This is a genomic window from Agrococcus sp. SGAir0287 (genome assembly GCF_005484985.1).
Classification (GTDB): Bacteria; Actinomycetota; Actinomycetes; order Actinomycetales; family Microbacteriaceae; genus Agrococcus.
Genome location: NZ_CP027942.1, coordinates 1624916 through 1645348 on the forward strand (window position 1 = coordinate 1624916; position 20433 = coordinate 1645348).

Annotated in this window: 18 protein-coding genes; 8 read left to right on the forward strand and 10 right to left on the reverse strand. The window is 72.9% G+C overall.

The genetic code is table 11. From position 1 onward, the window contains the following. Window positions 1–134: 134 nt before the first annotated feature. Window positions 135–1340, forward strand: a complete 1206-nt coding sequence (locus tag C1N71_RS07815) for a Na+/H+ antiporter NhaA (RefSeq protein ID WP_137755875.1) — start codon at window positions 135–137, stop codon at window positions 1338–1340. 4 nt (window positions 1341–1344) lie between these two features. On the opposite strand, the gene zapE is transcribed toward C1N71_RS07815, so the two are convergent. Continuing rightward, on the reverse strand, window positions 1345–2349 hold the full coding sequence (gene zapE / locus C1N71_RS07820) for a cell division protein ZapE (protein ID WP_137755876.1): 1005 nt from the start codon (window positions 2347–2349) through the stop codon (window positions 1345–1347). A 138-nt stretch (window positions 2350–2487) separates the two neighbouring features. Between zapE and C1N71_RS07825 the strand changes: the two genes are divergently transcribed. Together C1N71_RS07825 and C1N71_RS07830 are read left to right on the forward strand one after the other, a co-directional pair. Then, window positions 2488–3387 carry a sulfurtransferase gene (locus C1N71_RS07825; protein ID WP_137755877.1) on the forward strand — a complete coding sequence of 300 codons (900 nt, stop codon included), beginning with the start codon at window positions 2488–2490 and terminating at the stop codon, window positions 3385–3387. After that, on the forward strand, window positions 3384–3815 hold the full coding sequence (locus tag C1N71_RS07830; protein WP_137755878.1) for a SufE family protein: 432 nt from the start codon (window positions 3384–3386) through the stop codon (window positions 3813–3815). Before C1N71_RS07825 ends, C1N71_RS07830 begins: the two co-directional genes overlap by 4 nt. Here the strand turns inward: C1N71_RS07830 and C1N71_RS07835 are convergent. Further along, window positions 3812–4963: an alpha/beta hydrolase family protein gene (locus C1N71_RS07835; protein WP_137755879.1), complete on the reverse strand. Its 1152-nt coding sequence runs from the start codon at window positions 4961–4963 to the stop codon at window positions 3812–3814. The genes C1N71_RS07830 and C1N71_RS07835 overlap by 4 nt on opposite strands. 22 nt (window positions 4964–4985) lie before the next feature. On the opposite strand from C1N71_RS07835, the gene C1N71_RS07840 reads away from it, so the two are divergent. The 5 genes from C1N71_RS07840 (at window position 4986) to C1N71_RS07860 (ending at window position 11767) form a co-directional block, all read left to right on the forward strand. Then, on the forward strand, window positions 4986–5576 hold the full coding sequence (locus C1N71_RS07840) for a DUF3000 domain-containing protein (protein WP_254677942.1): 591 nt from the start codon (window positions 4986–4988) through the stop codon (window positions 5574–5576). Continuing rightward, window positions 5573–6817: an HRDC domain-containing protein gene (locus C1N71_RS07845; RefSeq protein ID WP_137755880.1), complete on the forward strand. Its 1245-nt coding sequence runs from the start codon at window positions 5573–5575 to the stop codon at window positions 6815–6817. The genes C1N71_RS07840 and C1N71_RS07845 overlap by 4 nt, the downstream gene beginning before the upstream one ends. Before the next feature lie 73 nt (window positions 6818–6890). Beyond that, window positions 6891–8102, forward strand: a complete 1212-nt coding sequence (locus C1N71_RS07850) for a thiolase family protein (protein WP_137755881.1) — start codon at window positions 6891–6893, stop codon at window positions 8100–8102. A gap of 2 nt (window positions 8103–8104) precedes the next feature. Beyond that, window positions 8105–10240 carry a 3-hydroxyacyl-CoA dehydrogenase NAD-binding domain-containing protein gene (locus C1N71_RS07855; RefSeq protein ID WP_137757265.1) on the forward strand — a complete coding sequence of 712 codons (2136 nt, stop codon included), beginning with the start codon at window positions 8105–8107 and terminating at the stop codon, window positions 10238–10240. Next, on the forward strand, window positions 10241–11767 hold the full coding sequence (locus C1N71_RS07860; RefSeq protein WP_137755882.1) for a DUF7059 domain-containing protein: 1527 nt from the start codon (window positions 10241–10243) through the stop codon (window positions 11765–11767). It abuts the gene before it with no gap. Here the strand turns inward: C1N71_RS07860 and C1N71_RS07865 are convergent. The 8 genes from C1N71_RS07865 to dut all read right to left on the reverse strand — a co-directional run bounded on the left by C1N71_RS07865 (window position 11728) and on the right by dut (window position 20402). After that, window positions 11728–12600, reverse strand: coding sequence for an ADP-dependent NAD(P)H-hydrate dehydratase (locus C1N71_RS07865; RefSeq protein ID WP_137755883.1), 873 nt, complete (start codon window positions 12598–12600; stop codon window positions 11728–11730). The genes C1N71_RS07860 and C1N71_RS07865 overlap by 40 nt on opposite strands. Window positions 12601–12610: 10 nt before the next feature. Further along, window positions 12611–12901: a hypothetical protein gene (locus C1N71_RS07870; protein WP_137755884.1), complete on the reverse strand. Its 291-nt coding sequence runs from the start codon at window positions 12899–12901 to the stop codon at window positions 12611–12613. A 5-nt stretch (window positions 12902–12906) separates the two neighbouring features. Beyond that, on the reverse strand, window positions 12907–14277 hold the full coding sequence (locus C1N71_RS07875) for a TFIIB-type zinc ribbon-containing protein (RefSeq protein ID WP_137755885.1): 1371 nt from the start codon (window positions 14275–14277) through the stop codon (window positions 12907–12909). A 20-nt stretch (window positions 14278–14297) separates the two neighbouring features. Next, window positions 14298–15509, reverse strand: coding sequence for an SHOCT domain-containing protein (locus tag C1N71_RS07880; RefSeq protein WP_137755886.1), 1212 nt, complete (start codon window positions 15507–15509; stop codon window positions 14298–14300). Window positions 15510–15629: 120 nt separating this feature from the next. Next, window positions 15630–18491: an aconitate hydratase gene (locus C1N71_RS07885; protein WP_137755887.1), complete on the reverse strand. Its 2862-nt coding sequence runs from the start codon at window positions 18489–18491 to the stop codon at window positions 15630–15632. 126 nt (window positions 18492–18617) lie between these two features. Next, window positions 18618–19376, reverse strand: a complete 759-nt coding sequence (locus tag C1N71_RS07890) for a DUF3159 domain-containing protein (RefSeq protein ID WP_137755888.1) — start codon at window positions 19374–19376, stop codon at window positions 18618–18620. Further along, window positions 19373–19963 carry a DUF3710 domain-containing protein gene (locus tag C1N71_RS07895; protein WP_137755889.1) on the reverse strand — a complete coding sequence of 197 codons (591 nt, stop codon included), beginning with the start codon at window positions 19961–19963 and terminating at the stop codon, window positions 19373–19375. Before C1N71_RS07895 ends, C1N71_RS07890 begins: the two co-directional genes overlap by 4 nt. Continuing rightward, a complete protein-coding gene (gene dut / locus C1N71_RS07900) occupies window positions 19956–20402 on the reverse strand; it encodes a dUTP diphosphatase (RefSeq protein ID WP_137755890.1) in 447 nt (148 codons plus the stop codon). The genes C1N71_RS07895 and dut overlap by 8 nt, the downstream gene beginning before the upstream one ends. Between the last annotated feature and the right edge of the window lie 31 nt (window positions 20403–20433).

Genomic DNA, 20433 nt, shown 5'->3' on the forward strand with positions numbered 1-20433 from the left:
GGATTGCTCCCAGCGTGAGCGAACGTCATTTCGGCAGCCCGCGCGTCGCGTTTCGACGACGTAACGAAAGCCGCCTCCGTGTTGCAGGGATGTTTCGGCGCGGAAGGCCCGGGCGCCGCTGCTTGGATGGACGAGTGACGTGGATCCGGAACTCCCAGGTGGCTGCCGCTCTCCTCCTCGCGGCGGCGGTGATCGGGCTCGTCGTCGCGAACACGCCCCTCGGCCCCGGTCTCGACGACCTCAAGCACTGGCATCCCACGCCGTTCGGCGGCGTCGACCTCTCTGCGGCGCACTGGGTGACCGACGGGCTCCTCGCCGTCTTCTTCCTCGTCGCGGCGATCGAGCTGCGCTACGAGCTCACGCAGGGCGAGCTCGCGGATCGGCGCAAGGCCCTCGTCCCCGCGATCGCCGCGGTGGGCGGCGTCGTCGCCCCGGCGCTCCTGTTCGTCGCGCTCGTGCCGCGCGAGCTCGCGGGCGGCTGGCCGATCCCGACCGCGACCGACATCGCCTTCGCGCTCGGCGTGCTCGCGATCGTCGGCAAGCGCCTGCCCGTGGCCGTGCGCGCGCTGCTGCTCGCGCTCGCCGTGATCGACGACCTCATCGCGATCGGGCTCATCGCCATCCTCTTCACCACCTCGCTGCAGGTCTGGGCGCTCGTCGCCGCGGCCGCGACCGTCGTCGTCGTGTGGGCGCTCGGGCGCGCCTATCGCACGCGCCGCGGCAGCTGGCCGCTGCGCATCGCGATCGCCGCCGCGTGCATCGCGCTGTGGTGGCTCGTGCTGCAGTCGGGCGTGCACGCGACGATCGCGGGCGTCGCGGCGGGCCTCGTGCTCGCCCCCGCACCGGCGGAGGCCGCGCGGCATCGCCTGGAGCCGATCGTCAACGGCGCCATCCTGCCGCTGTTCGCCTTCGTGTCGGCGTCGGTCATGATCCCGCAGGTGCCGCTGGGCGCCCTCAGCCCCATCTTCCTCGCCATCGCGATCGCGCTGCCGGTCGGCAAGCTCGTCGGCATCACGCTCGCGGGCTGGCTCGGGCAGATCGCGTTGCGCACCCCGAAGGCGGACCGCCTCGGACTCGGCGACCTCGTCACCGTCGCGCTCCTCGGCGGCATCGGCTTCACGGTGTCGCTCCTCATGAACGAGCTCGCGCATCGCTCGGCGGAGGAGCTCATCGTCGACGGCACGCTCGGGGTGCTCGTCGGATCGCTCGTCGCCGTGCTCGTCGGCGGCACCGTGACGGCGATCCGCAGTGCGCGCCGGGCGCCCGACGACGACGACGACCGCGCGGCGCGCCGGGCAGCGGACGACGCCGAGTACAGCCGACGCTACGACGGCGAGTGAGCGGCTACGCCTGCCCCGTCGTGAGCGCGATGAGGCGGGAGGTCGCCCGCAGGTACTTCTTGCGGTAGCCGCCGCCGAGCATCTCCTCGGAGAAGACGTGGTTCAGCGGCGTCCCCGACGCCACGATCGCGACCTGCGCGTCGTACAGCCGGTCGACGAGCGCGACGAGGCGCAGGGCCTGGCTCTGGTCGGTGAGCGTGCGCACGCCGCGCCATCCCACGGCGTCGAGGTCCGCGACGAGGTCGACGTAGCGCGACGGATGCACGGAGGCAAGATGGTCGACGAGCGCGTCGAAGTCGTCGAGCGCCACCGACTCGCCGCGCTCGGCGAGCGCCGTCTCGAGCGCCGCGTCGTCGACGACGGGCGCCTCGCCCGACACGTCGCGCTGGCGGTAGTCGTCGCCGTCGATGCGCATGATCTCGAAGCGGTCGGCGATCGCCTGGATCTCGCGCAGGAAGTCCTTCGCCGCGAAGCGGCCCTCGCCGAGCGCGTTCGGCGGCGTGTTGCTCGTCGCGGCGATCTTGGCGCCGCCGGCGACGAGCTCGCCGAGCAGGCGCGTCATGACCATGGTGTCGCCCGGGTCGTCGAGCTCGAACTCGTCGATGCACACGATCGTCGCGCCCGACAGGGCGCGCACGGCCCCCTGGTAGCCGAGCGCGCCCACGAGCGCCGTGTACTCGATGAACGTGCCGAAGTGCTTCACGCCGGGCATCGTCTTCCACAGCGCCGCGAGCAGGTGCGTCTTGCCGACGCCGAACCCGCCGTCGAGGTAGATGCCCGGCTTCACCTGCGGCGCCTTGCGGAAGAGACCGCGCCGGCCGCCGCCGCGCCAGATCTCGGCGAGATCCTGCATCCGCTCGACGGCCGTCGCCTGCGAGGGATGCGCCGCGTCGGGCACGTAGGACTCGAACGTCGCGTCGTCGAACTGTCGAGGCGGACGCAGGTTCGCGACGATGCGCGTGGCGTCGGTCGTGGGCTGTCGGTCTGCGATGCGCGTGAGGGTGGGCACGTCGAGGGCTCCGAACCGGTGGTCGTGGGCCGCCGCGGCGGGCGGCGGCGGGTGGAAGAATCGGCGTCGTCGCCGCGTTCCAGCGTAGACGAGGGGCCGAGCGCCGACGGGCGCGGCCGGATGAGGAGCGGAATCACGATGACGAGCACGCACGAGCCCGACGCCCGGTACGCCGAGTACGCCCACCCCGAGCGCCTCGTCTCGACCGACTGGCTCGCCGAGCACCTCGACGACCCCGGCATCGTCGTCGTGGAGTCCGACGAGGACGTGCTGCTCTACGAGACGGGCCACATCCCGGGGGCCGTGAAGCTCGACTGGCACACCGAGCTCAACGACCCGGTGCTGCGCGACTACCTCGCACCCGAGGCGTTCGCCGAGCTCATGCGTGCGAAGGGCATCCGACCCGACGACACGATCGTGCTGTACGGCGACAAGGCGAACTGGTGGGCCACGTACGCGCTGTGGGTGCTCGCCCTCTACGGCCACCACGACACGCGCATTCTCGATGGCGGTCGCGACCTGTGGGTCGCGGAGGGTCGGCCGATGACGCGCGCGGCGACGGTGCGGCAGCGCACCGACTACCCCGTCGTCGAGCGCGACGACACGACGCTGCGGGCGTTCCGCGACGACGTGCTGGGGCACCTCGGCGCGCCGCTCGTCGACGTGCGCAGCCCCGAGGAGTACCGCGGCGAGCGCACGACCGCGCCCGCCTACCCCGAGGAGGGCGCGCTGCGCGCGGGCCACGTGCCCACCGCCGCCAACGTGCCGTGGGGTCGCGCGGTCCGCGAGGACGGCACCTTCCGCTCGCGCGCCGAGCTCGAGGCCATCTACCGCGACGAGGCGGGGCTCGGCGACGCGGACGACGTCATCGCCTACTGCCGCATCGGCGAGCGCTCGAGCCACACGTGGTTCGTGCTCGCCCACCTGCTCGGCTACCCGCACGTGCGCAACTACGACGGGTCGTGGACCGAATGGGGCTCGCTCGTCGGCGTGCCGATCGCCGTCGGCGCCGAGCCGGGCGAGGCGCCCGCGCGATGAGCCTGACCCCGACCCTGCAGGAGTTCGTCGACGACTTCGCCGCCGTCGGCGAGCAGGACCGCCTCATGCTGCTGCTCGACCATGCCGACGCGCTCCCGGAGCTGCCGCCGCGCTACGCCGACCACCCCGACCTGCTCGAGCGCGTGCTCGAGTGCCAGTCGCCGGTCTTCCTCTTCGTCGAGGTCGACGCCGGGCTCGTGCACGTGCACGCGACGGCTCCCGTCGAGGCGCCGACGACGCGGGGCTTCGCGTCGATCCTCGTGCGCGGCCTCGACGGCGCGACGGTCGAGGCGGCGCTCGCGGTGCCCGCCGACCTCTCCTCGATGCTCGGCCTCGAGCGTGCGGTGTCGCCGCTGCGCCTGCGCGGCATGTCGGGCATGCTCGGCCGCATCCAGCGCCAGATCCGCGAGCGGGTCGCGGAGGCCTAGTCGCGCGGCGCCGCCTGCGCGAGGCCCGTGCGGTCGAGCCAGCGGTGCACGATCTCGCGGTACCGCTGCTCGTCGAGGTTCCAGAGCTTGCAGTGCTTCGCACCCTGCCACTCGTGGTACTCGACGACGTCGGGGCGCGCCTCGGCGAGGGCGCGCGAGGCGTCCGGCGGCACGAAGCCGTCGTCGGCGGAGTGCTGCAGCAGGATGGGCACGGCGTACGAGTCGGCGAAGGCGACGGCGTCGAGCTCGGCGAAGTCGAGCGCGTCGCCACCTGCGAGGCGCGCGGCGGGCGACTCGAGCAGCGCGGTCGCCGTGTGCACGAACGCCACGGGCACGCGCGCGAGGCGCGTGTGGAACAGCAGCGTCGGACCCCACGCGACGACGGGCGAGTCGAGCAGGATGCCCGCGATGCGGCGACGATGCCGCGAGCGGCGCGCGAGCTGCAGCACGACCTGCCCGCCCATGGACCAGCCCATGAGGAGGATGCGCTCGGCACCCGCCGCGACGGCGACGTCGATCGCGGCGTCGACGTCGCGCCATTCGTCGAGTCCGAGGCGGTAGGTGCCGTCGCTCGTGCGCGGCGCCTCCCCGTCGTTGCGATAGGACACGCACATCGACGGGATGCCGCGCTCGGCGACGATCGGCACGGCGCGCAGCGGCTCGCGGCGATTGACGCCGCGGCCATGGACCTGGATGCACCAGGTCGTCGACGACTCGTCGCCGATGATCCACGCGGGTGCCGGGCCGAGCTCGGTGTCGACGATGACGGAGCGGAACGGCAGGCCGAGGTCGCGCGGCCGGTAGAGGTGGTAGCCCGAGAAGCGGGCCGTCGCGCGACCGCCGATGCGTACGCGGCCCCTGTCGGTGATCTCACGGAGCACCGTGGTCTCGTCCTCGTCGAGGATCGGCCCGATGCGCACGAGGCGGTCGCCGATCCAGAGGGCGTAGCGGCCCGGCAGCTCGGTGTCCGGGGTGCGCGCCAGCCGGATGCCCTCGGGGCCCACGGCGACGATCTCGACGTCGTCGCGGTGCCTCGGTGGGGTGATGAGCGCCCGCGCCAGCAGGGCCGAGAGGGCGGTGACGGCGGCGGCCGAGGCGGCGAGCACGACGGCGGCGAGGGCTGCGGCGCGCCTCGCTGGTGTGCTCACGGCGTCAGCCTAGTCTTTCGACGTGGACACAGGCTCGGAGCCGGCCGAGGCGCCGGCGATCTTCCTCGCCGCCGTCGAGCGCATGCGCAGCGCCGACACCCGCGGCGAGCTCACGGTGCGCGAGATCCCCGCACCCGGGCGCATCGCGCCGTGGTCGTACGCCGTGGCGGCCGACGTCGGATCCCCCGAGCACGGGAGGGACTCGGACCGCGGCACGGGCCGCTTCATCCTCATGCACGACCCCGAGGAGCCCGAGTCGTGGGGCGGCGCCTTCCGCATCGTGACCTTCACGCAGGCGACGCAGGACCTCGACATCGCCCCCGACCCCATGCTGCCCGAGGTGACGTGGTCGTGGCTGCTCGAGGCGCTCGACCAGCGCGACGCGGGCTACCACGCGGCGTCGGGCACGGCGACGCGCGTGCTCTCGACCGGCTTCGGCGAGCTCGCGGAGCAGGGCGAGGGCGCCCAGCTCGAGCTGCGTGCGTCGTGGACGCCCACCTCGTACGACATCGAGCGGCACCTCGCCGCCTGGTGCGACCTCGTCTGCGCCACGGCCGGCATGCCGCTGCAGCCGGGCGCCATCAGCCTCGACGCGCGGAGGCTGCAGCGGTGACGGACGCCTCCGCCCCGCAGCCCGAGCTCGTCGACGCCGTCCCCGTCGGTCCGCTCGAGACCGTCGTCGACGACGAGGGCCTGCGTGCCGCGATCGAGCGCCTGCGTGCCGGCTCGGGCCCGATCGGCGTCGACGCCGAGCGCGCCAACGGGTTCCGGTACTCGTCGCGCGCCTACCTCGTGCAGCTGTACCGCCGCGGCTCCGGCACCGTGCTGCTCGACCCGCTCGGCATCACGGCGTGGGACGAGCTGCAGGCCGCCATCGGCGACGAGGAGTGGGTGCTGCACGCCGCGTCGCAGGATCTCCCGTGCCTGCGGGAGCTCGGGCTCGAGCCCGGCAGCCTCTTCGACACCGAGCTCGGCGCCCGGCTCGCCGGATACGAGCGCGTCGGGCTCGCCGCCGTCGTCGAGCGGCTCCTCGGCATCCGCCTCGCGAAGGAGCATGCGGCCTCCGACTGGTCGAAGCGGCCCATCGAGCCCGCGCTGCTGGCGTACGCGGCGCTCGACGTCGAGCTCATCGTCGACCTCCGCGACGCGCTCGCCGCCGACCTCGAGCGGCAGGGCAAGACCGAGATCGCCAGGCAGGAGTTCGAGGCGGCGCGCACGCGCCTGCCGAAGCCGGCCGCAGCCGAGCCGTGGCGTCGGCTCTCGGGCCTCCACCAGGTGAAGGACCGCCGCACGCTCGCGATCGCCCGCGCGCTCTGGCAGGCGCGGGACGCGTACGCGCAGGAGGTCGACGGCGCGCCCGGCCGCATCATCCCCGACTCCGCGCTCATGGCCGCCGCGACGAGCGGCGCGCGCACGAAGGCGCAGCTGGCCGCCACGAGCGGCTTCCACGGGCGGGCCTCCCGCTCGCAGCTCGATCGCTGGCTCGCGGCGCTCGAGGAGGGTCGCGCGAGCGAGGACCTGCCGGTGCTGCGCACGCCCGCCGACGGGCCGCCCCCGCCGCGCTTCTGGCGGCAGAAGCGTCCCGAGGCCGCCGCGCGCCTGCAGCGCGCGCGCGCAGCGGTCCAGGAGGCGGCGGAGGCGCTGTCGATGCCGAACGAGCAGCTGCTCACGCCCGACACGCTGCGGCGCCTCACGTGGGACTTCCGCGGCGCGCCGACGACCGACGCCGTCGCCGACGAGCTCGCGCGGCTCGGCGCGCGCCCGTGGCAGGTTGACGCGACCGCACAACGGATCGCGGCTGCGTTTGTAGAGGCGGACCAATCGCCCGACGAGCCGTCCGACGACGCGTCGTAGGGAATCCGCAACCGACTCCCCCGTCCCACGGCGGCTGCCTAGGCTCGTCGTGCACCGTGACGTGCATCCACCCATGCAGGAGGCTTCAGTGGCACACGACGTCGTGTTCGTCGACGGCGTCCGCACCCCGTTCGGGCGTGCGGGCGAGAAGGGCATGTACTGGCAGACGCGGGCCGACGACCTCGCCGTGAAGGCGCTCGTCGGGCTCCTCGAGCGGAATCCCTCGCTGCCGACCGATCGGATCGACGAGGTCGCCATCGCGGCGACGACCCAGACCGGTGACCAGGGACTCACGCTCGGCCGCACGGTGGGCATGCTCGCCGGGCTGCCGAAGTCCGTGCCCGGCTATGCGATCGACCGCATGTGCGCGGGCGCGATGACGGCCGTCACGGCCGTCGCCGGCGGCATCGCGCTCGGCGGCTACGACGTCGCGATCGCCGGCGGCGTCGAGCACATGGGCAGGCACCCCATGGGCCTCGACGCCGATCCGAACCCGCGGTTCGTCGCCGAGCGGATGGTCTCGGCCGACGCGCTCAACATGGGCAAGACGGCCGAGCGCATCCACGACCGCTTCCCGCACCTCACGAAGGAGCGTGCGGACCGCTACGCGATGCGCAGCCAGCAGAAGTACGCCGCCGCGCTCGCCGCGGGCGACATCGCGCCGGACCTCGTGCCGGTCGCACTGCAGACGGCCGAGGGATGGGGCCTCGCGACGGCCGACGAGGCGCCGCGTCCGGAGACGACGATGGAGGGACTCGCGACCCTCAAGACGCCCTTCCGCGAGTTCGGGCGCGTGACGGCGGGCAACGCGTCGGGCCTCAACGACGGCGCGACGATGTCGATCATCGCCTCGTCCGACGTCGCGAAGGAGCTCGGGCTCACGACGAAGATGCGGCTCGTGTCCTTCGGCTTCGCCGGCGTCGACCCCGAGATCATGGGCATCGGACCCGTGCCGAGCACCGAGAAGGCGCTGCGGAAGGCCGGCCTGTCGATCGACGACATCGGCCTGTTCGAGCTCAACGAGGCGTTCGCCGTGCAAGTGCTCTCCTTCACGGACCACTTCGGCATCGACGACGACGACCCGCGCGTGAACCCGTACGGCGGCGCCATCGCGATCGGCCACCCGCTCGCGTCGAGCGGCGTGCGCCTCATGGTGCAGCTCGCGCGGCAGTTCGAGCAGCACCCCGAGGTGCGCTACGGCCTCACCGCCATGTGCGTCGGGCTCGGCCAGGGCGGCACCGTCATCTGGGAGAACCCCCACTTCACCGGAAGGAAGCGCAAGTGAGCATCGCCGACGAGTTCCCGCGCCTCGCGGCCGCGCAGTTCGACGAGGTCGTCACCCACTCGTACGTCCGCGACGTCGCGCTGCCCTCGGGCCGCACGCTCGCGCTCGTGACGCTCGACAACGGCCGCGACCACACGCGGCCCTCGACGCTCGGCCCCGCGACGCTCTTCGAGCTCGGCGACGTGCTCGAGGCGCAGCGCGGCCGCGCGGCCGCCGGGCGGATCGACGCGATCGCGGTCACGGGGAAGCCGTACTTCCTCGCCGCAGGCGCCGACCTGTCGAACGTCGGGCTGCTGCCCGATCGCGAGACCGGCGCGGAGCTCGGGCGACTCGGCCACCGCGTCCTCGGGCTGCTGCACGACGCCGGCGTGCCGACCTTCGTGTTCATCAACGGCCTCGCCCTCGGCGGCGGCCTCGAGATCGGCCTGAACGCCGACTACCGCACGATCAACGCCACCGCTCCCGCCGTCGCCCTCCCCGAGGTCTTCCTCGGCCTCATCCCGGGCTGGGGCGGCGCGTACCTGCTGCCGAACCTCATCGGCATCGAGCACGCGCTCACGGTCGTCATCGAGAACCCGCTCAAGCAGAACCGCGTGCTGAAGCCCGAGCAGGTGCTCGAGCTCGGCATCGCCGACGCGATGTTCGGCCCGGCGTCCTTCCTCGAGCAGTCGCTCGCGTGGGCGGACGACGTGCTCGGGGGCGCGACGGTCGAGCGGCCGAACGTGCCCGGCCGCCTCGAGCGCGCCGTGAAGTGGGACGTCGCGATCGGCATCGCACGGCGGTCGCTCGAGTCGAAGATCGGCACGGTCGCCCTCGCCCCCTACAAGGCGCTCGAGCTGCTCCAGGGCGCGAAGAAGGCGTCGCGCGCCGAGGCCTTCGCCGCCGAGGACGCCGCGCTCACCGAGCTCATCGCCTCCGACCAGTTCCACGCGTCGATCTACGCCTTCGACCTCGTGCAGAAGCGTGCGAAGCGCCCCGCAGGTGCGCCCGACAAGGAGCTCGCGCGCCCGGTGACGAAGGTCGGCATCATCGGCGCCGGCCTCATGGCCAGCCAGTTCGCGCTGCTGTTCCTGCGTCGCCTCCAGGTGCCCGTCGTCATCACCGACCTCGACCAGGGGCGCGTGGACGCCGCGCTGGCCGGCATCCGGAAGGAGATCGCCGGGCTGCAGGAGAAGGGCCGGCTCGACGCCGACACGGCCAACCGGCTCTCCGCGCTCCTGTCGGGCACCGTCGACAAGGCCGACTTCGCCGACTGCGACTGGGTGATCGAGGCCGTCTTCGAGGAGCTGGGCGTCAAGCAGCAGGTCTTCGCGGAGGTCGAGCCGCACCTGAGCCCCGAGGCGATCATCGCGACGAACACCTCGAGCCTCTCGGTCGAGCAGATCGGCGCGCGCCTCGCGCACCCCGAGCGCCTCGTCGGCTTCCACTTCTTCAACCCCGTCGCGGTCATGCCGCTCATCGAGGTCGTGCGCACGCCGCACACCGAGGACGCGGCGCTCGCGACCGCGATGCGCGTCGCGAAGGACCTCAAGAAGACCGCCGTCATCACGCGCGACACCCCGGGCTTCGTCGTCAACCGCGTCCTCGCGAAGCTGCTCGGCGAGGCGATGCACGCGGTCGAGCAGGGCACGCCCTTCGAGACCGTCGTCGCGGCACAGCAGCCCTTCGGGCTGCCGATGGATCCGTTCGTCCTCCTCGACCTCGTCGGCCTGAAGGTCGGCGCGCACGTGCTCGACACGCACCACGGCGCCTTCCCCGACCGGTTCTTCGAGTCGGACGCGCTGCACGAGCTCGCCGAGGCCGGCGTGCTGCTCGAGCGCGACCGCAAGGGCGAGGTGAAGGGCATCGACAAGCGTGCCGTGGCGATCGTGAAGCGCCACACGCCCAAGGGCGCCACGCCGTACACCGCGGAGCAGCTGCGCGAGCGGCTCGAGGTCGGCCTCGCCGACGAGATCCATCGCATGCTCGAGGACGAGGTCGTCGTCGGCCCCGAGGACATCGACCTGTGCATGATCCTCGGCGCGGGCTGGCCGTTCCAGATGGGCGGCGTGACGCCGTACCTCGATCGCGTCGGCGCATCCGAGCGCGCCTTCGGCGGCGCGTTCCACGAGCCGCGCATCGCGGGGCCGTCCGCCTAGGTGGACCGCGCGCTCGTCGACGCCCTCGCCCACGACCTGGCAGCAGCCGGGTACGCGGGCGGGGGCGTCGCCGCGCGCATCGGCGTCCACGCGGCGGACGCGCTGGCGAGGATGGTGGCGACGCCCGCGCGCCGCGCGCTCGGCGACGCGACCGACGCGCTCGCGACGATCGTGCGGCTCCTGTGGCTCGGCGACCGGGCCCCCGCAGCCGACCTCGATGCCGCGCTGCCGACCGTCGGCCTCGAGGGCCTCGCGGCGCTGGGCATCGTCGAGATCGCGGACGACGACGCCGCTCCCCTGCTGACCATCCGCCCGCACGCCTTCCGGGACGTCCTCGGCGACGGCTCGTGGTGGATCGCGAGCGATCTCGACGAGCTCTCCGGCGTCCACCCGCTGCGCGAGGACCACGTGCTGGGCGTCGGCGGCGCCGCACGCACCCTCGCGGCGATCCTGCCTCCCGTGCGCGCGACCTCGGCGCTCGACCTCGGCTCGGGCTGCGGCATCGTCTCGCTGCACCTCGCCCGGCTCGCCGACCACGTCGTCGCGACCGATCTCTCCGAGCGCGCGCTCGCGCTCACGCGCCTCACCTGCGCCCTCAACGGCGTCGACCACGTGGAGACCCGGCAGGGCGACCTCTGGGCACCCGTCGCAGGCGAGCGCTTCGACCTCGTGGCGTCGAACCCGCCGTTCGTCATCACCCCGCGCGCCGAGGGCGTCCCTGCCTACGAGTACCGCGACGGCGGGCGCACGGGCGACGCGCTCATGCAGGAGGTCGTCGAGGGCCTCGGCGCCCACCTCGCGCCCGGCGGCGCCGCCCGCCTGCTCGGCAACTGGGAGTCGCTCGCAGGCGCCGCGGGCCTCGATCGCGTACGCGCCTGGCTCGCGACGGGCGGCGTCGACGGCTGGGTGCTCGAGCGCGAGACGCTCGACGTCGTGCGCTACGCGGAGCTGTGGCTGCGCGACGGCGGAACGCGGCCCGGCGACCAGGACCACGCTCCCCTGCTGACGGCGTGGCTCGACGACTTCGCAGCGCGCGACGTGCGGTCGATCGGCCTCGGCTGGGTCGTGGCGCACGCGCGCGACGAGGATGCGGCGGCCCCGCGCATCCGCGTCGAGCGCGTCGGCAACGCGCTGGGGCTCGAGCACGTCGGCGTCCACCTCGCCGACTCGCTCGACGTGCAGGAGCGCGTCGCAGCGCTCGACGACGCCGACCTGCGCGACGTGCACCTCCTGGTGCAGGCCGACGTCACGGAGCTGCGCCACCTGCGACCGGGTGCCTCCGGCCCGACGGTCATCGAGCTCACGCAGGGCGGCGCGCTCGGACGGACGACGCCCGTCGACACGGCCGTCGCCGGGCTCGTGGGCGCGAGCGACGGCGAGCTGTCGGTCGGCGCGATCCTCGACGCGATCGCGTCGCTGCTCGACGTCGACGCCGAGGCGCTCTCGGCCGAGGCGCTGCCCGCCGTGCGCGAGCTGTGGATCCGCGGCTACCTCGTGGAGCGTGCCGCGGAGCCCGACGCCGGCTGATCGCTCGCGAGCACGTCGCGCACGACCTCGGCGACCCGCTCGGCGACCTCGAGCGCGACGAGCGGCCCGCCGCGGGAGGCCAGCATGCCCGCCTCGCAGTGCAGCCACGCGGCGGTCGCGCCGAGGTCGACGAGGATGCCCGGATCGGTGACGATCGCGTCGGCATGCGCGGCGAGCAGCGCACCCGCGATCCCGGCGAGCACGTCGCCCGTGCCCGCGGTGGCGAGCCAGTGGGTCGGCGCCTCGACCAGTGCCGTGCGCGCGCCGTCGGCGACGATCGTGCGCGCACCCTTGAGCAGCACCGTCGCGCCCGTGCGCTCCGCGGCCTCGCGTGCCCAGCGCTCGGGATCGCCCTCGATCGTCGACCGCTCGACGTCGATGCCGAGGGCGACGAGCAGCGTGCGCAGCTCACCGGCGTGCGGCGTCAGGAGGCGCGGTGCGTCGCCGAGGCGCACGAGGTCGAGCGCGCCGGCGTCGAGCACGACGGGCACGCCCTGCCCCATCGCCTCGTGCAGCGTCGCGCGCAGCGACGGCGAGCGATGCGCGGCATCCGTGCCGGAGCCGAGGACCCATGCCTGCACGCGCCCGGTGCCGGCCACGGTCTCGGGACGGCGGTGCAGCACGTGGTCGGCCGCGCGACGCGGACCGACGTAGCGCACCATGCCCGCCCCGGCGCGATGGGCGGCCTCGACGCCGAGCACCGCGGCGCCCGGATACGCGTCCGAGCCCGTGACGAGGCCGACGACGCCGCGCGCGTACTTGTCGTCGTCGGCGGCCGGCACGCGCAGCCGGTCGCGCGCATCCTCCGCAGCCCAGCGCGTCGTGGATCCCACGCTCGGCACGCTACGGCACGCGCCGCACGCGCACGCGCGGCTGGTCGATGAGATCGCCGTCGATGCGTCGCCGTCGCGTGCCGATCACCTCGTCGACCTTCGTGTCGTCGCCCTGCACCGGGCTGGCGGCGATGCGCGTCTCGCGCTCGAACACGTGGGTCTTGTCCTGGTTGCGGTAGCGGCGGTAGATCGAGGCGTACACGGCGATGCCCGCGACGGGTCCGGCGGCGAGCAGCGCGAGGAGGTAGCCCTCGCCGTCCGACGACGCGACGACGGCGGCGACCTGCGCGAGCTCGTGCACGCCCATCATCGCCACCACCACGAGAAGAGGGCCGCGCCCACGATCGGCAGCACGAGCGCCTCGACGAGCACGCCGACCCCGAACGCGACGGCGAGCAGCCTGCCCTTCGCGAGCGGGATGCTGCCCATCGTCTCTCCCGTCCGACCGTTGACGGCCACGTAGTGCACCATGCCCCGACCGCCCTCGACGTGATGGTACGAGTACAGCCAGACGGGCAGGTACATGGCGACCCAGCGCGTGCCATGCACGTCGAGCGCCTCGGTCTCCCAGCGCACGCCGCGATCGTAGGCCTGCAGCGTCGGGCGCACCTGCGCCCGTCCGATCGACATGAGCTGGTCCTCGAACCGCGGCTGCATCGCCGCCACGTCCTGGTCGCGGCGCTCCGACGTGAAGCCCGCGAGATAGGCGGCGTTCCACGCGACGGCGTTCTTCGTGTCGAAGGGCAGGATCGAGTTCACGATGTTGTTCGTCGACCGGTCGACGTCGAGGTTCGAGCGCTCGGCCGACGACTCGAACGTCAGGTCGTCGACCGTGACGTCGACCGCGCGGCGCACGCGCACGACGTCGGCGTCGTAGTAGGTGCGTCGGTTCTCCTTCGTGCCGCGCGTGTACCGCCGCGTCTCCACCTCGCCGACTCCCTCCAGTCGCGTGGAGGCATGCGCGTCGACGACCATGTACGGCAGGTAGACGCCGACGACGTTCTCGGGCGCGAACTCCGCCTTGAATCGCGGATGCGCGAAGAAGCGCCGAGCGGCCGCGAACGCCCGGATGCGCTCGACGGCGTCGGCGTGCGGCAGGGCGAACGGCAGCACGGCGTCCGGCACGGCGCCGTTCGGGATCTGCCGGTTCACGTCGAGCCGCTGCCTGCACCAGTGGCACCGCGCGCTCATCGCGTCGTTCGTGTCGATGACGACCTCGGCGCCGCAGCCTGCGCACGCGATCGTCAGGATCGTCGCCGCGTCGGGCCGGATGTCCTGCGCGCCGGAGGCGACGACGGTGCCGCGCAGCTCCTCGATGCCCTCGCCGAGCCCGAGCCGCTCCTCGACGCGCTCCTCGGACCACTCGTTGCGGCAGTAGCCGCATCGCAGCATGCCGCCGCGGTCGATCGCGAGACGGATGTCCGTCGAGCCGCACCGCGGGCAGCGGTTGATGCCGTCGTCGAGGCGCTGGTTCTGCGTGCTGGGCGCCTGCGGCGGCACGGCGAGCTCCACGGGCGGCGCAGCGGCCGCGGGCGCGTCGATGCGTGCATCGGGGTCCGGCGGCGGCAGCGGCTGCCGTGGCGCGACCGGCACGGCGCGCGGATGCGGCGGATGCTGCTGCGGCGAGCCGCCGCCGGTGGGTCCCGGCGGCGGCGCCTGCGGCGGGGGCAACGTCATGCTCGGCTCCTCGAGGGCCCTCAGAGCCCGAGCGCCTTGGCCTTCGCCGCCTCGTAGTCCTCCGGCGTGATGAGGCCCTGATCGAGCATCGCCTTCGCGCGCTGCAGCACGACCATCGGATCCTCGCCGCCTGCGGGCGCGGGCGCGGGAGGCTGCTGATCCGCGGGAGCCTGCTGCGCGGGAGCCTGCTGCGGCGCCGACTGCGCGGGCACGGGCTGCTGCAGGCCGCCGAGGCCCGTGGCCCCCGCTGCCAGGCCCATGCCGAGGATGCCGGACGTGCCCTGCTGCTCCCCCGCCGACTCGAAGCCCGCGGCCACGGACGCCTGCAGGTTGGCGTTGCCGCGCTGGCCGGAGAGCGCATCCGCGCGCTGCACGTTGCGCAGCAGCTCGCGCGTCTGCGCGTCGTACTCGATCGCGACGATCGCGGTCTTCACGATCGTGATGCCACGATCCGTCCGCCACCGGTAGCCCTGCTCGACGGCGGCGGCGAGGCTCTGCGCGAAGCCCAGCGAGTCCTGCTGGATGCGCGTGATGCGGTTGCCCTTCGCCGGATCGTTCGTGTACATCGACAGCGCAGGGGCGAGCGACGAGACGACCTCGTTGAACAGCTGCGCCGCCGCGTCGTTGTCGAGGTCCGAGAAGTCGAAGACGACGCCGGGACGCAGGTACGACGCGGGCACGAACGCCTTGACGAACAGGATGGGGTCGACGATCTGCAGCGTGTAGGTGCCGCGCGTGACGGCTCCGACCTGCGCGCCCATGTACGCGTCGTCCCAGTAGATCTCCGACTGCGTGCCGAAGCGGTTGTTCGGCAGCTCCTTGAGGCTGACGAAGAACGCCTGCTGCTGCGCGCCCGGACGTCCGCCGAACTTGAACCGCTCCCAGGACGTGCGCACGAGCGAGCCGACGAGGTCGTCGCCGGCGAAGATCGACTGCGACTCCTGCGCGTCGGTGCGCCACTCGTAGCCGCCGGGCACCGACGCGAAGCCGGTGATGGCGCCCTCCTGCATGAGGATGAGGCCGTAGCCCTCGGGCACCACGATGCGCGAGCCGTTGGTGATGATGCCGTCGGAGGCGGAGGTGTTGGAGCCCCGGCCGGCGTTCTGGCCGCGCGGCACCGCCGCGAAGAGCGCCGCCGTGGGGCTGAGCCCCTCCGGCACCGTGAGGAAGTCCTTCCACTGGTCGGCGAGCACGCCGCCCGCCGCGTCGATCGCTGCCCGGATGAGGCCCATGTCGTCTCCCTCGCGTGCGCGGCCGTCGCGCTCGGGCCAAGGCTACGACGCGGACGACCCCCGCAGGCTGGGAGCCTCGCGGGGGTCGTCCGTCCATGCGCCTGCGCGCGGGACGATCGCTCAGACGAGCGAGCGCAGCACGTACTGCAGGATGCCGCCGTTGCGGTAGTAGTCGGCCTCGCCCGGAGTGTCGATGCGCACGACCGCGTCGAACTCGATCGTCTGCTTGCCCTCGGCGGAGTGCTCGCTCGGCTCGGCCGTGACCTTGACCGTCTTGGGCGTCACGCCCTCGTTCAGCTGCTCGAGCCCCGTGATCGACACGATCTCGGTGCCGTCGAGGCCGAGCGACTCCCACGACTCGCCCGCGGGGAACTGCAGGGGCACGACGCCCATGCCGATGAGGTTCGAGCGGTGGATGCGCTCGAACGACTCCGTGATGACGGCCTTGACGCCCAGCAGGCGCGTGCCCTTCGCTGCCCAGTCGCGGCTCGAGCCGGAGCCGTACTCCTTGCCGCCGAAGACGACGAGCGGCGTGTCCTGCTCGGCGTACGACTGGCAGGCGTCGTAGATGAACGACTGCGGGCCGTCGGGCTTCGTGAAGTCGCGCGTGTAGCCGCCCTCGATGGGCGTGCCGTCGTTGACCGCCGACGTCAGCTGGTTCTTGAGGCGGATGTTCGCGAACGTGCCGCGGATCATGACCTCGTGGTTGCCGCGGCGCGAGCCGTAGGAGTTGAAGTCGCGCTGGGCCACGCCGTGCTCCGTGAGGTACTGCGCGGCGGGCGTGCCGGCCTTGATGTTGCCGGCGGGGCTGATGTGGTCCGTCGTGACCGAGTCGCCGAGCGTCGCCATGACGCGTGCGCCCTGGATGTCGGCGACGGGCGTGAGCTCCATCGTCATGCCGTCGAAGTACGGCGCCTTGCGGACGTACGTCGACTCCTCGTCCCACTCGAAGATCGGCCCCTCGGGCGTCGGCAGGCTCTTCCAGCGCTCGTCGCCGTCGAACACGGTCGCGTACTGGGCGATGAACTGCTCGCGGGAGATCGACGAGTCGATGATCGCCTGCACCTCGTCGGGCGACGGCCACAGGTCCCTCAGGAAGACCTCGTTCCCATCCTGGTCCGTGCCGAGCGGGTCGGCGTCGAAGTCGAAGTGCATCGAGCCGGCGAGCGCGTACGCGACGACGAGCGGCGGCGACGCGAGGTAGTTCATCTTCACGTCGGGGCTGATGCGCCCCTCGAAGTTGCGGTTGCCGGAGAGCACGGCAGCGACGGCGAGGTCGTTGGCGTTGATCGCCTCCGAGACCTCCTCGATCATGGGGCCCGAGTTGCCGATGCAGATCGTGCAGCCGTAGCCGACCGTGTAGAAGCCGATGTGCTCGAGGTCGTGGTCGAGGCCCGACTTCTCGTAGTAGTCGGTGACGACCTTGGAGCCGGGGCCGAGCGTCGTCTTGACCCAGGGCTTGCGCGTGAGGCCCTTCTCGCGCGCCTTCCGAGCGAGGAGGCCCGCGGCGATCATGACCGAGGGGTTCGACGTGTTCGTGCAGGAGGTGATGGCGGCGAGGGTGACGGCGCCGTTGTCGAGCTCGTACTCGAGGCCGTCGGGCGTCGTGACGTGCGCCGGCGTCGAGGCGCCCGCGAAGCCGCCGGAGCGCAGCGGCGCGACCTTCGTCGTGGCGTGCTCGTGCTGCGCGTGCTCGTCGCCGGGCACGATGCCGGGGTCCGACGCGGGGAACGAGTCCATCGAGGCCGCGTCGACGACGTCGTCCGTCGCCTCGTCGCGCGCGCCGCCCGAGACGTAGGAGAGCACGTCCTGCTCGAACTGCGACTTCGCCTCCGAGAGCAGGATGCGGTCCTGCGGACGCTTGGGGCCGGCGATCGAGGGCACGACCGTCGACAGGTCGAGCTCCATGGTCTCCGAGAAGCGCAGCTCGCGCGACGGGTCGTGCCAGAGGTGCTGCGCCTTCGCGTACGCCTCGACGAGCGCGACGGTCTGCTCGTCGCGACCGGTGAGGCGGAGGTAGTCGAGGGTGACGTCGTCGATCGGGAACATCGCGGCCGTCGAGCCGAACTCGGGGCTCATGTTGCCGATCGTGGCGCGGTTCGCGAGCGGCACGGAGGCGACGCCCTCGCCGTAGAACTCGACGAACTTGCCGACGACGCCGTGCTTCCGCAGCATGTCCGTGATCGTGAGGACGACGTCGGTCGCCGTGACGCCCGCGGGGATGTCGCCCGTGAGCTTGAAGCCCACGACGCGCGGGATGAGCATCGAGACGGGCTGGCCGAGCATGGCCGCCTCGGCCTCGATGCCGCCGACGCCCCAGCCGAGCACGCCGAGGCCGTTGACCATCGTCGTGTGCGAGTCGGTGCCGACGCACGTGTCGGGGTAGGCGCGCAGCACGCCGTCGACCGTGCGGTCGTAGACGACCTTCGCGAGGTGCTCGATGTTGACCTGGTGCACGATGCCCGTGCCCGGGGGGACCACCTTGAAGTCCTGGAAGGCCGTCTGGCCCCAGCGCAGGAACTGGTAGCGCTCGCCGTTGCGCTCGTACTCGATCTCGACGTTGCGCTCGAGCGCGTTCTCGGTGCCGAAGAGGTCGGCGATGACCGAGTGGTCGATGACCATCTCGGCCGGCGAGAGCGGGTTGATGCGGTCGGGGTCGCCGCCGAGCGCCGTGACGGCCTCGCGCATGGTCGCGAGGTCGACGATGCAGGGCACGCCGGTGAAGTCCTGCATCACGACGCGCGCGGGCGTGAACTGGATCTCGGTGTCGGGCTCGGCGTCCGCCTTCCACGCGCCGAGCGCCTCGATCTGCGCCTTCGTGACGTTGGCGCCGTCCTCCGTGCGCAGGAGGTTCTCGAGGAGGACCTTCAGCGAGAACGGCAGGGACTCGTGCCCCTCGACCGTGTCGATCCTGAAGATCTCGTAGTCCTGCCCGCCCACCTCGAGGGTGCTGCGGGCTCCGAAGCTGTCCACTGCCGACACGGTGACTCCCCACACGTTCGTCCTGACGCTGTGCGCGTCCGAGCATAGCCGCGCGCCAGGGGCCGCGGCCGAAAGTATCTTGACGTCAAGACATCCTACGCCGACCTCGCGGCGGGGGCGAGCGCGTCAGGCGGATGCGGGCGTGTCGCGCGCCTCGTCGGCGTCCGGCACGGCCCGCACCATGAGCCACGTGACCCACAGCGCGGCCCCGTACAGCGGCACGCCCATGATGAGCCTCGTGGTCGCGAGGGCCTGCGTCGCCTCGACGACCCCGCCCTGGGTCGCCGCGAGGTAGAGCGGCACCTGCACCGCGAGCCGCGCGCCGAGGACGCAGATCCACAGGATCGTCGCGCGGACGGCGACGGCCCTCCGCGCGGGATCCGTCCGCCACGCGTAGGGCGTGCCCGTGAGCCCGCCGACGAGGAGGCCGATGAGCGGGCGGCGAGCGACGAGCGAGGCCACGAGCGCGATGACGCCGACCGAGTTGACGATGAAGCCCCAGAGGAAGTTGTCGGCCGCGTTGCCGGTCAGCAGCGCGACGGCCGCCGAGATGCCCACGCCGACGAGCCCTGCGAAGGCGAGCACGGGCTGCCCCTTCGTGACGACCCGGAGCAGCACCGCGACGATCGAGACGCCGAGCGGCACGAGCACCGACAGCCAGACGTCCTGCGTGATCGTGAAGATGACGAGGAAGAGGATGCCGGGCAGCAGCGACTCCACGATGCCTCGGACGCCGCCCATGGCCTGCAGGATCGCGCCGCCGGAGGGCGTCTCGCCCGGCGCGATGTGGCCGAGCCGCGACGAGCGGATCGCCCGTGCGATGGCGTCGTCGGCGCCGTCGCGCTCGATGCGATCGGCGTCGCCTGGCCCGCGCTCGTCGGTCATGCCGGCTTCGGTGCGTGCAGCGGGATGAGCTCGCGCGGCGGCATGGGCGTCTCGCCACGGCACACGACGGTCGAGCGGTAGATCTCGACGATGCCCGCGACGGCCTCCTCGTCGGTCGCGGCGCGACCGGCGATGATGCCCTGCAGCATCCACCGCGGGCCGTCGACGCCGACGACGCGCACCGCGCGCGCCTGCCCGTCGGGGCCGGGCTGCAGCGTGCAGCGCAGCTCGGGGCCCAGGAGGCCGTCGGCCTCCTCGACCGTCGCTCCCTGACGCTCGAGCTGCTCGGCGACGACGCCGCGCACCGAGCCCCAGATGCCCTCGGACCGCGGGGCCGCGAAGGGCTGGAGCTGGACGGTCGAGCCGTCGTGCTCGAGCGTCACCGCGACGACGCGCTTCGACGCCTCCTCGACCTCGAGCCGCATCTGCAGACCCTGGCGCGGCACGATCCGCAGTCCGCCGAGGTCGATGTAGGGCCGCACGGGCGCCTCCGCCTCGTCGAGCGGTCCCGCCTGGTCGCGGTCGGCCGGAGCGCTCTTCTCGAACGACTCCTCGTCCTCCAGCTGCTCCTCGATGTCGTCAGGCATGCGTCTCCTTCGTCCGTCCGAACCCGCTCGATCCGAAGCCGCCCTCGCCGCGGTCGGAGCCCGGCAGCGCATCGACGCGCACGAAGCGCGCGCGCTCGACGCGCTGCACGATGACCTGCGCGATGCGATCGCCGACCTCGATGGCGTGCGGCTCGCTGCCCGTGTTGAGCAGGATGACCTTGATCTCGCCCCGGTAGCCGGCGTCGACGGTGCCGGGGGCGTTCACGATCGTGATGCCGCGGCGCGCGGCGAGGCCGCTGCGCGGCACGACGAACGCGACGTGCCCGTCCGGCAGCGCGATGCGCACGCCGGTGCCGACCGTCGCGCGCTCGCCGGGCTGCAGCGTGAGCGCCTCCGCGGCGTGCAGGTCGGCGCCCGCATCCCCGGGATGCGCGTATGCCGGCGGCTCGCCGACGATGAGCACCTCGACCTCGTCCACGGGAGCCAAGGCTAGCGGGCAGGATGGAGGG

Coding starts and splice junctions, on each gene's coding strand:
- C1N71_RS07880 (WP_137755886.1), bottom strand. CDS start 15,509: ATGGGCCTCATCCGGGCAGCGATCGACGCGGCGGGCGGCGTGCTCGCC.
- C1N71_RS07895 (WP_137755889.1), bottom strand. CDS start 19,963: ATGCCTGACGACATCGAGGAGCAGCTGGAGGACGAGGAGTCGTTCGAG.
- C1N71_RS07825 (WP_137755877.1), top strand. CDS start 2,488: ATGACGAGCACGCACGAGCCCGACGCCCGGTACGCCGAGTACGCCCAC.
- C1N71_RS07890 (WP_137755888.1), bottom strand. CDS start 19,376: ATGACCGACGAGCGCGGGCCAGGCGACGCCGATCGCATCGAGCGCGAC.
- C1N71_RS07875 (WP_137755885.1), bottom strand. CDS start 14,277: ATGACGTTGCCCCCGCCGCAGGCGCCGCCGCCGGGACCCACCGGCGGC.
- C1N71_RS07830 (WP_137755878.1), top strand. CDS start 3,384: ATGAGCCTGACCCCGACCCTGCAGGAGTTCGTCGACGACTTCGCCGCC.
- C1N71_RS07850 (WP_137755881.1), top strand. CDS start 6,891: ATGCAGGAGGCTTCAGTGGCACACGACGTCGTGTTCGTCGACGGCGTC.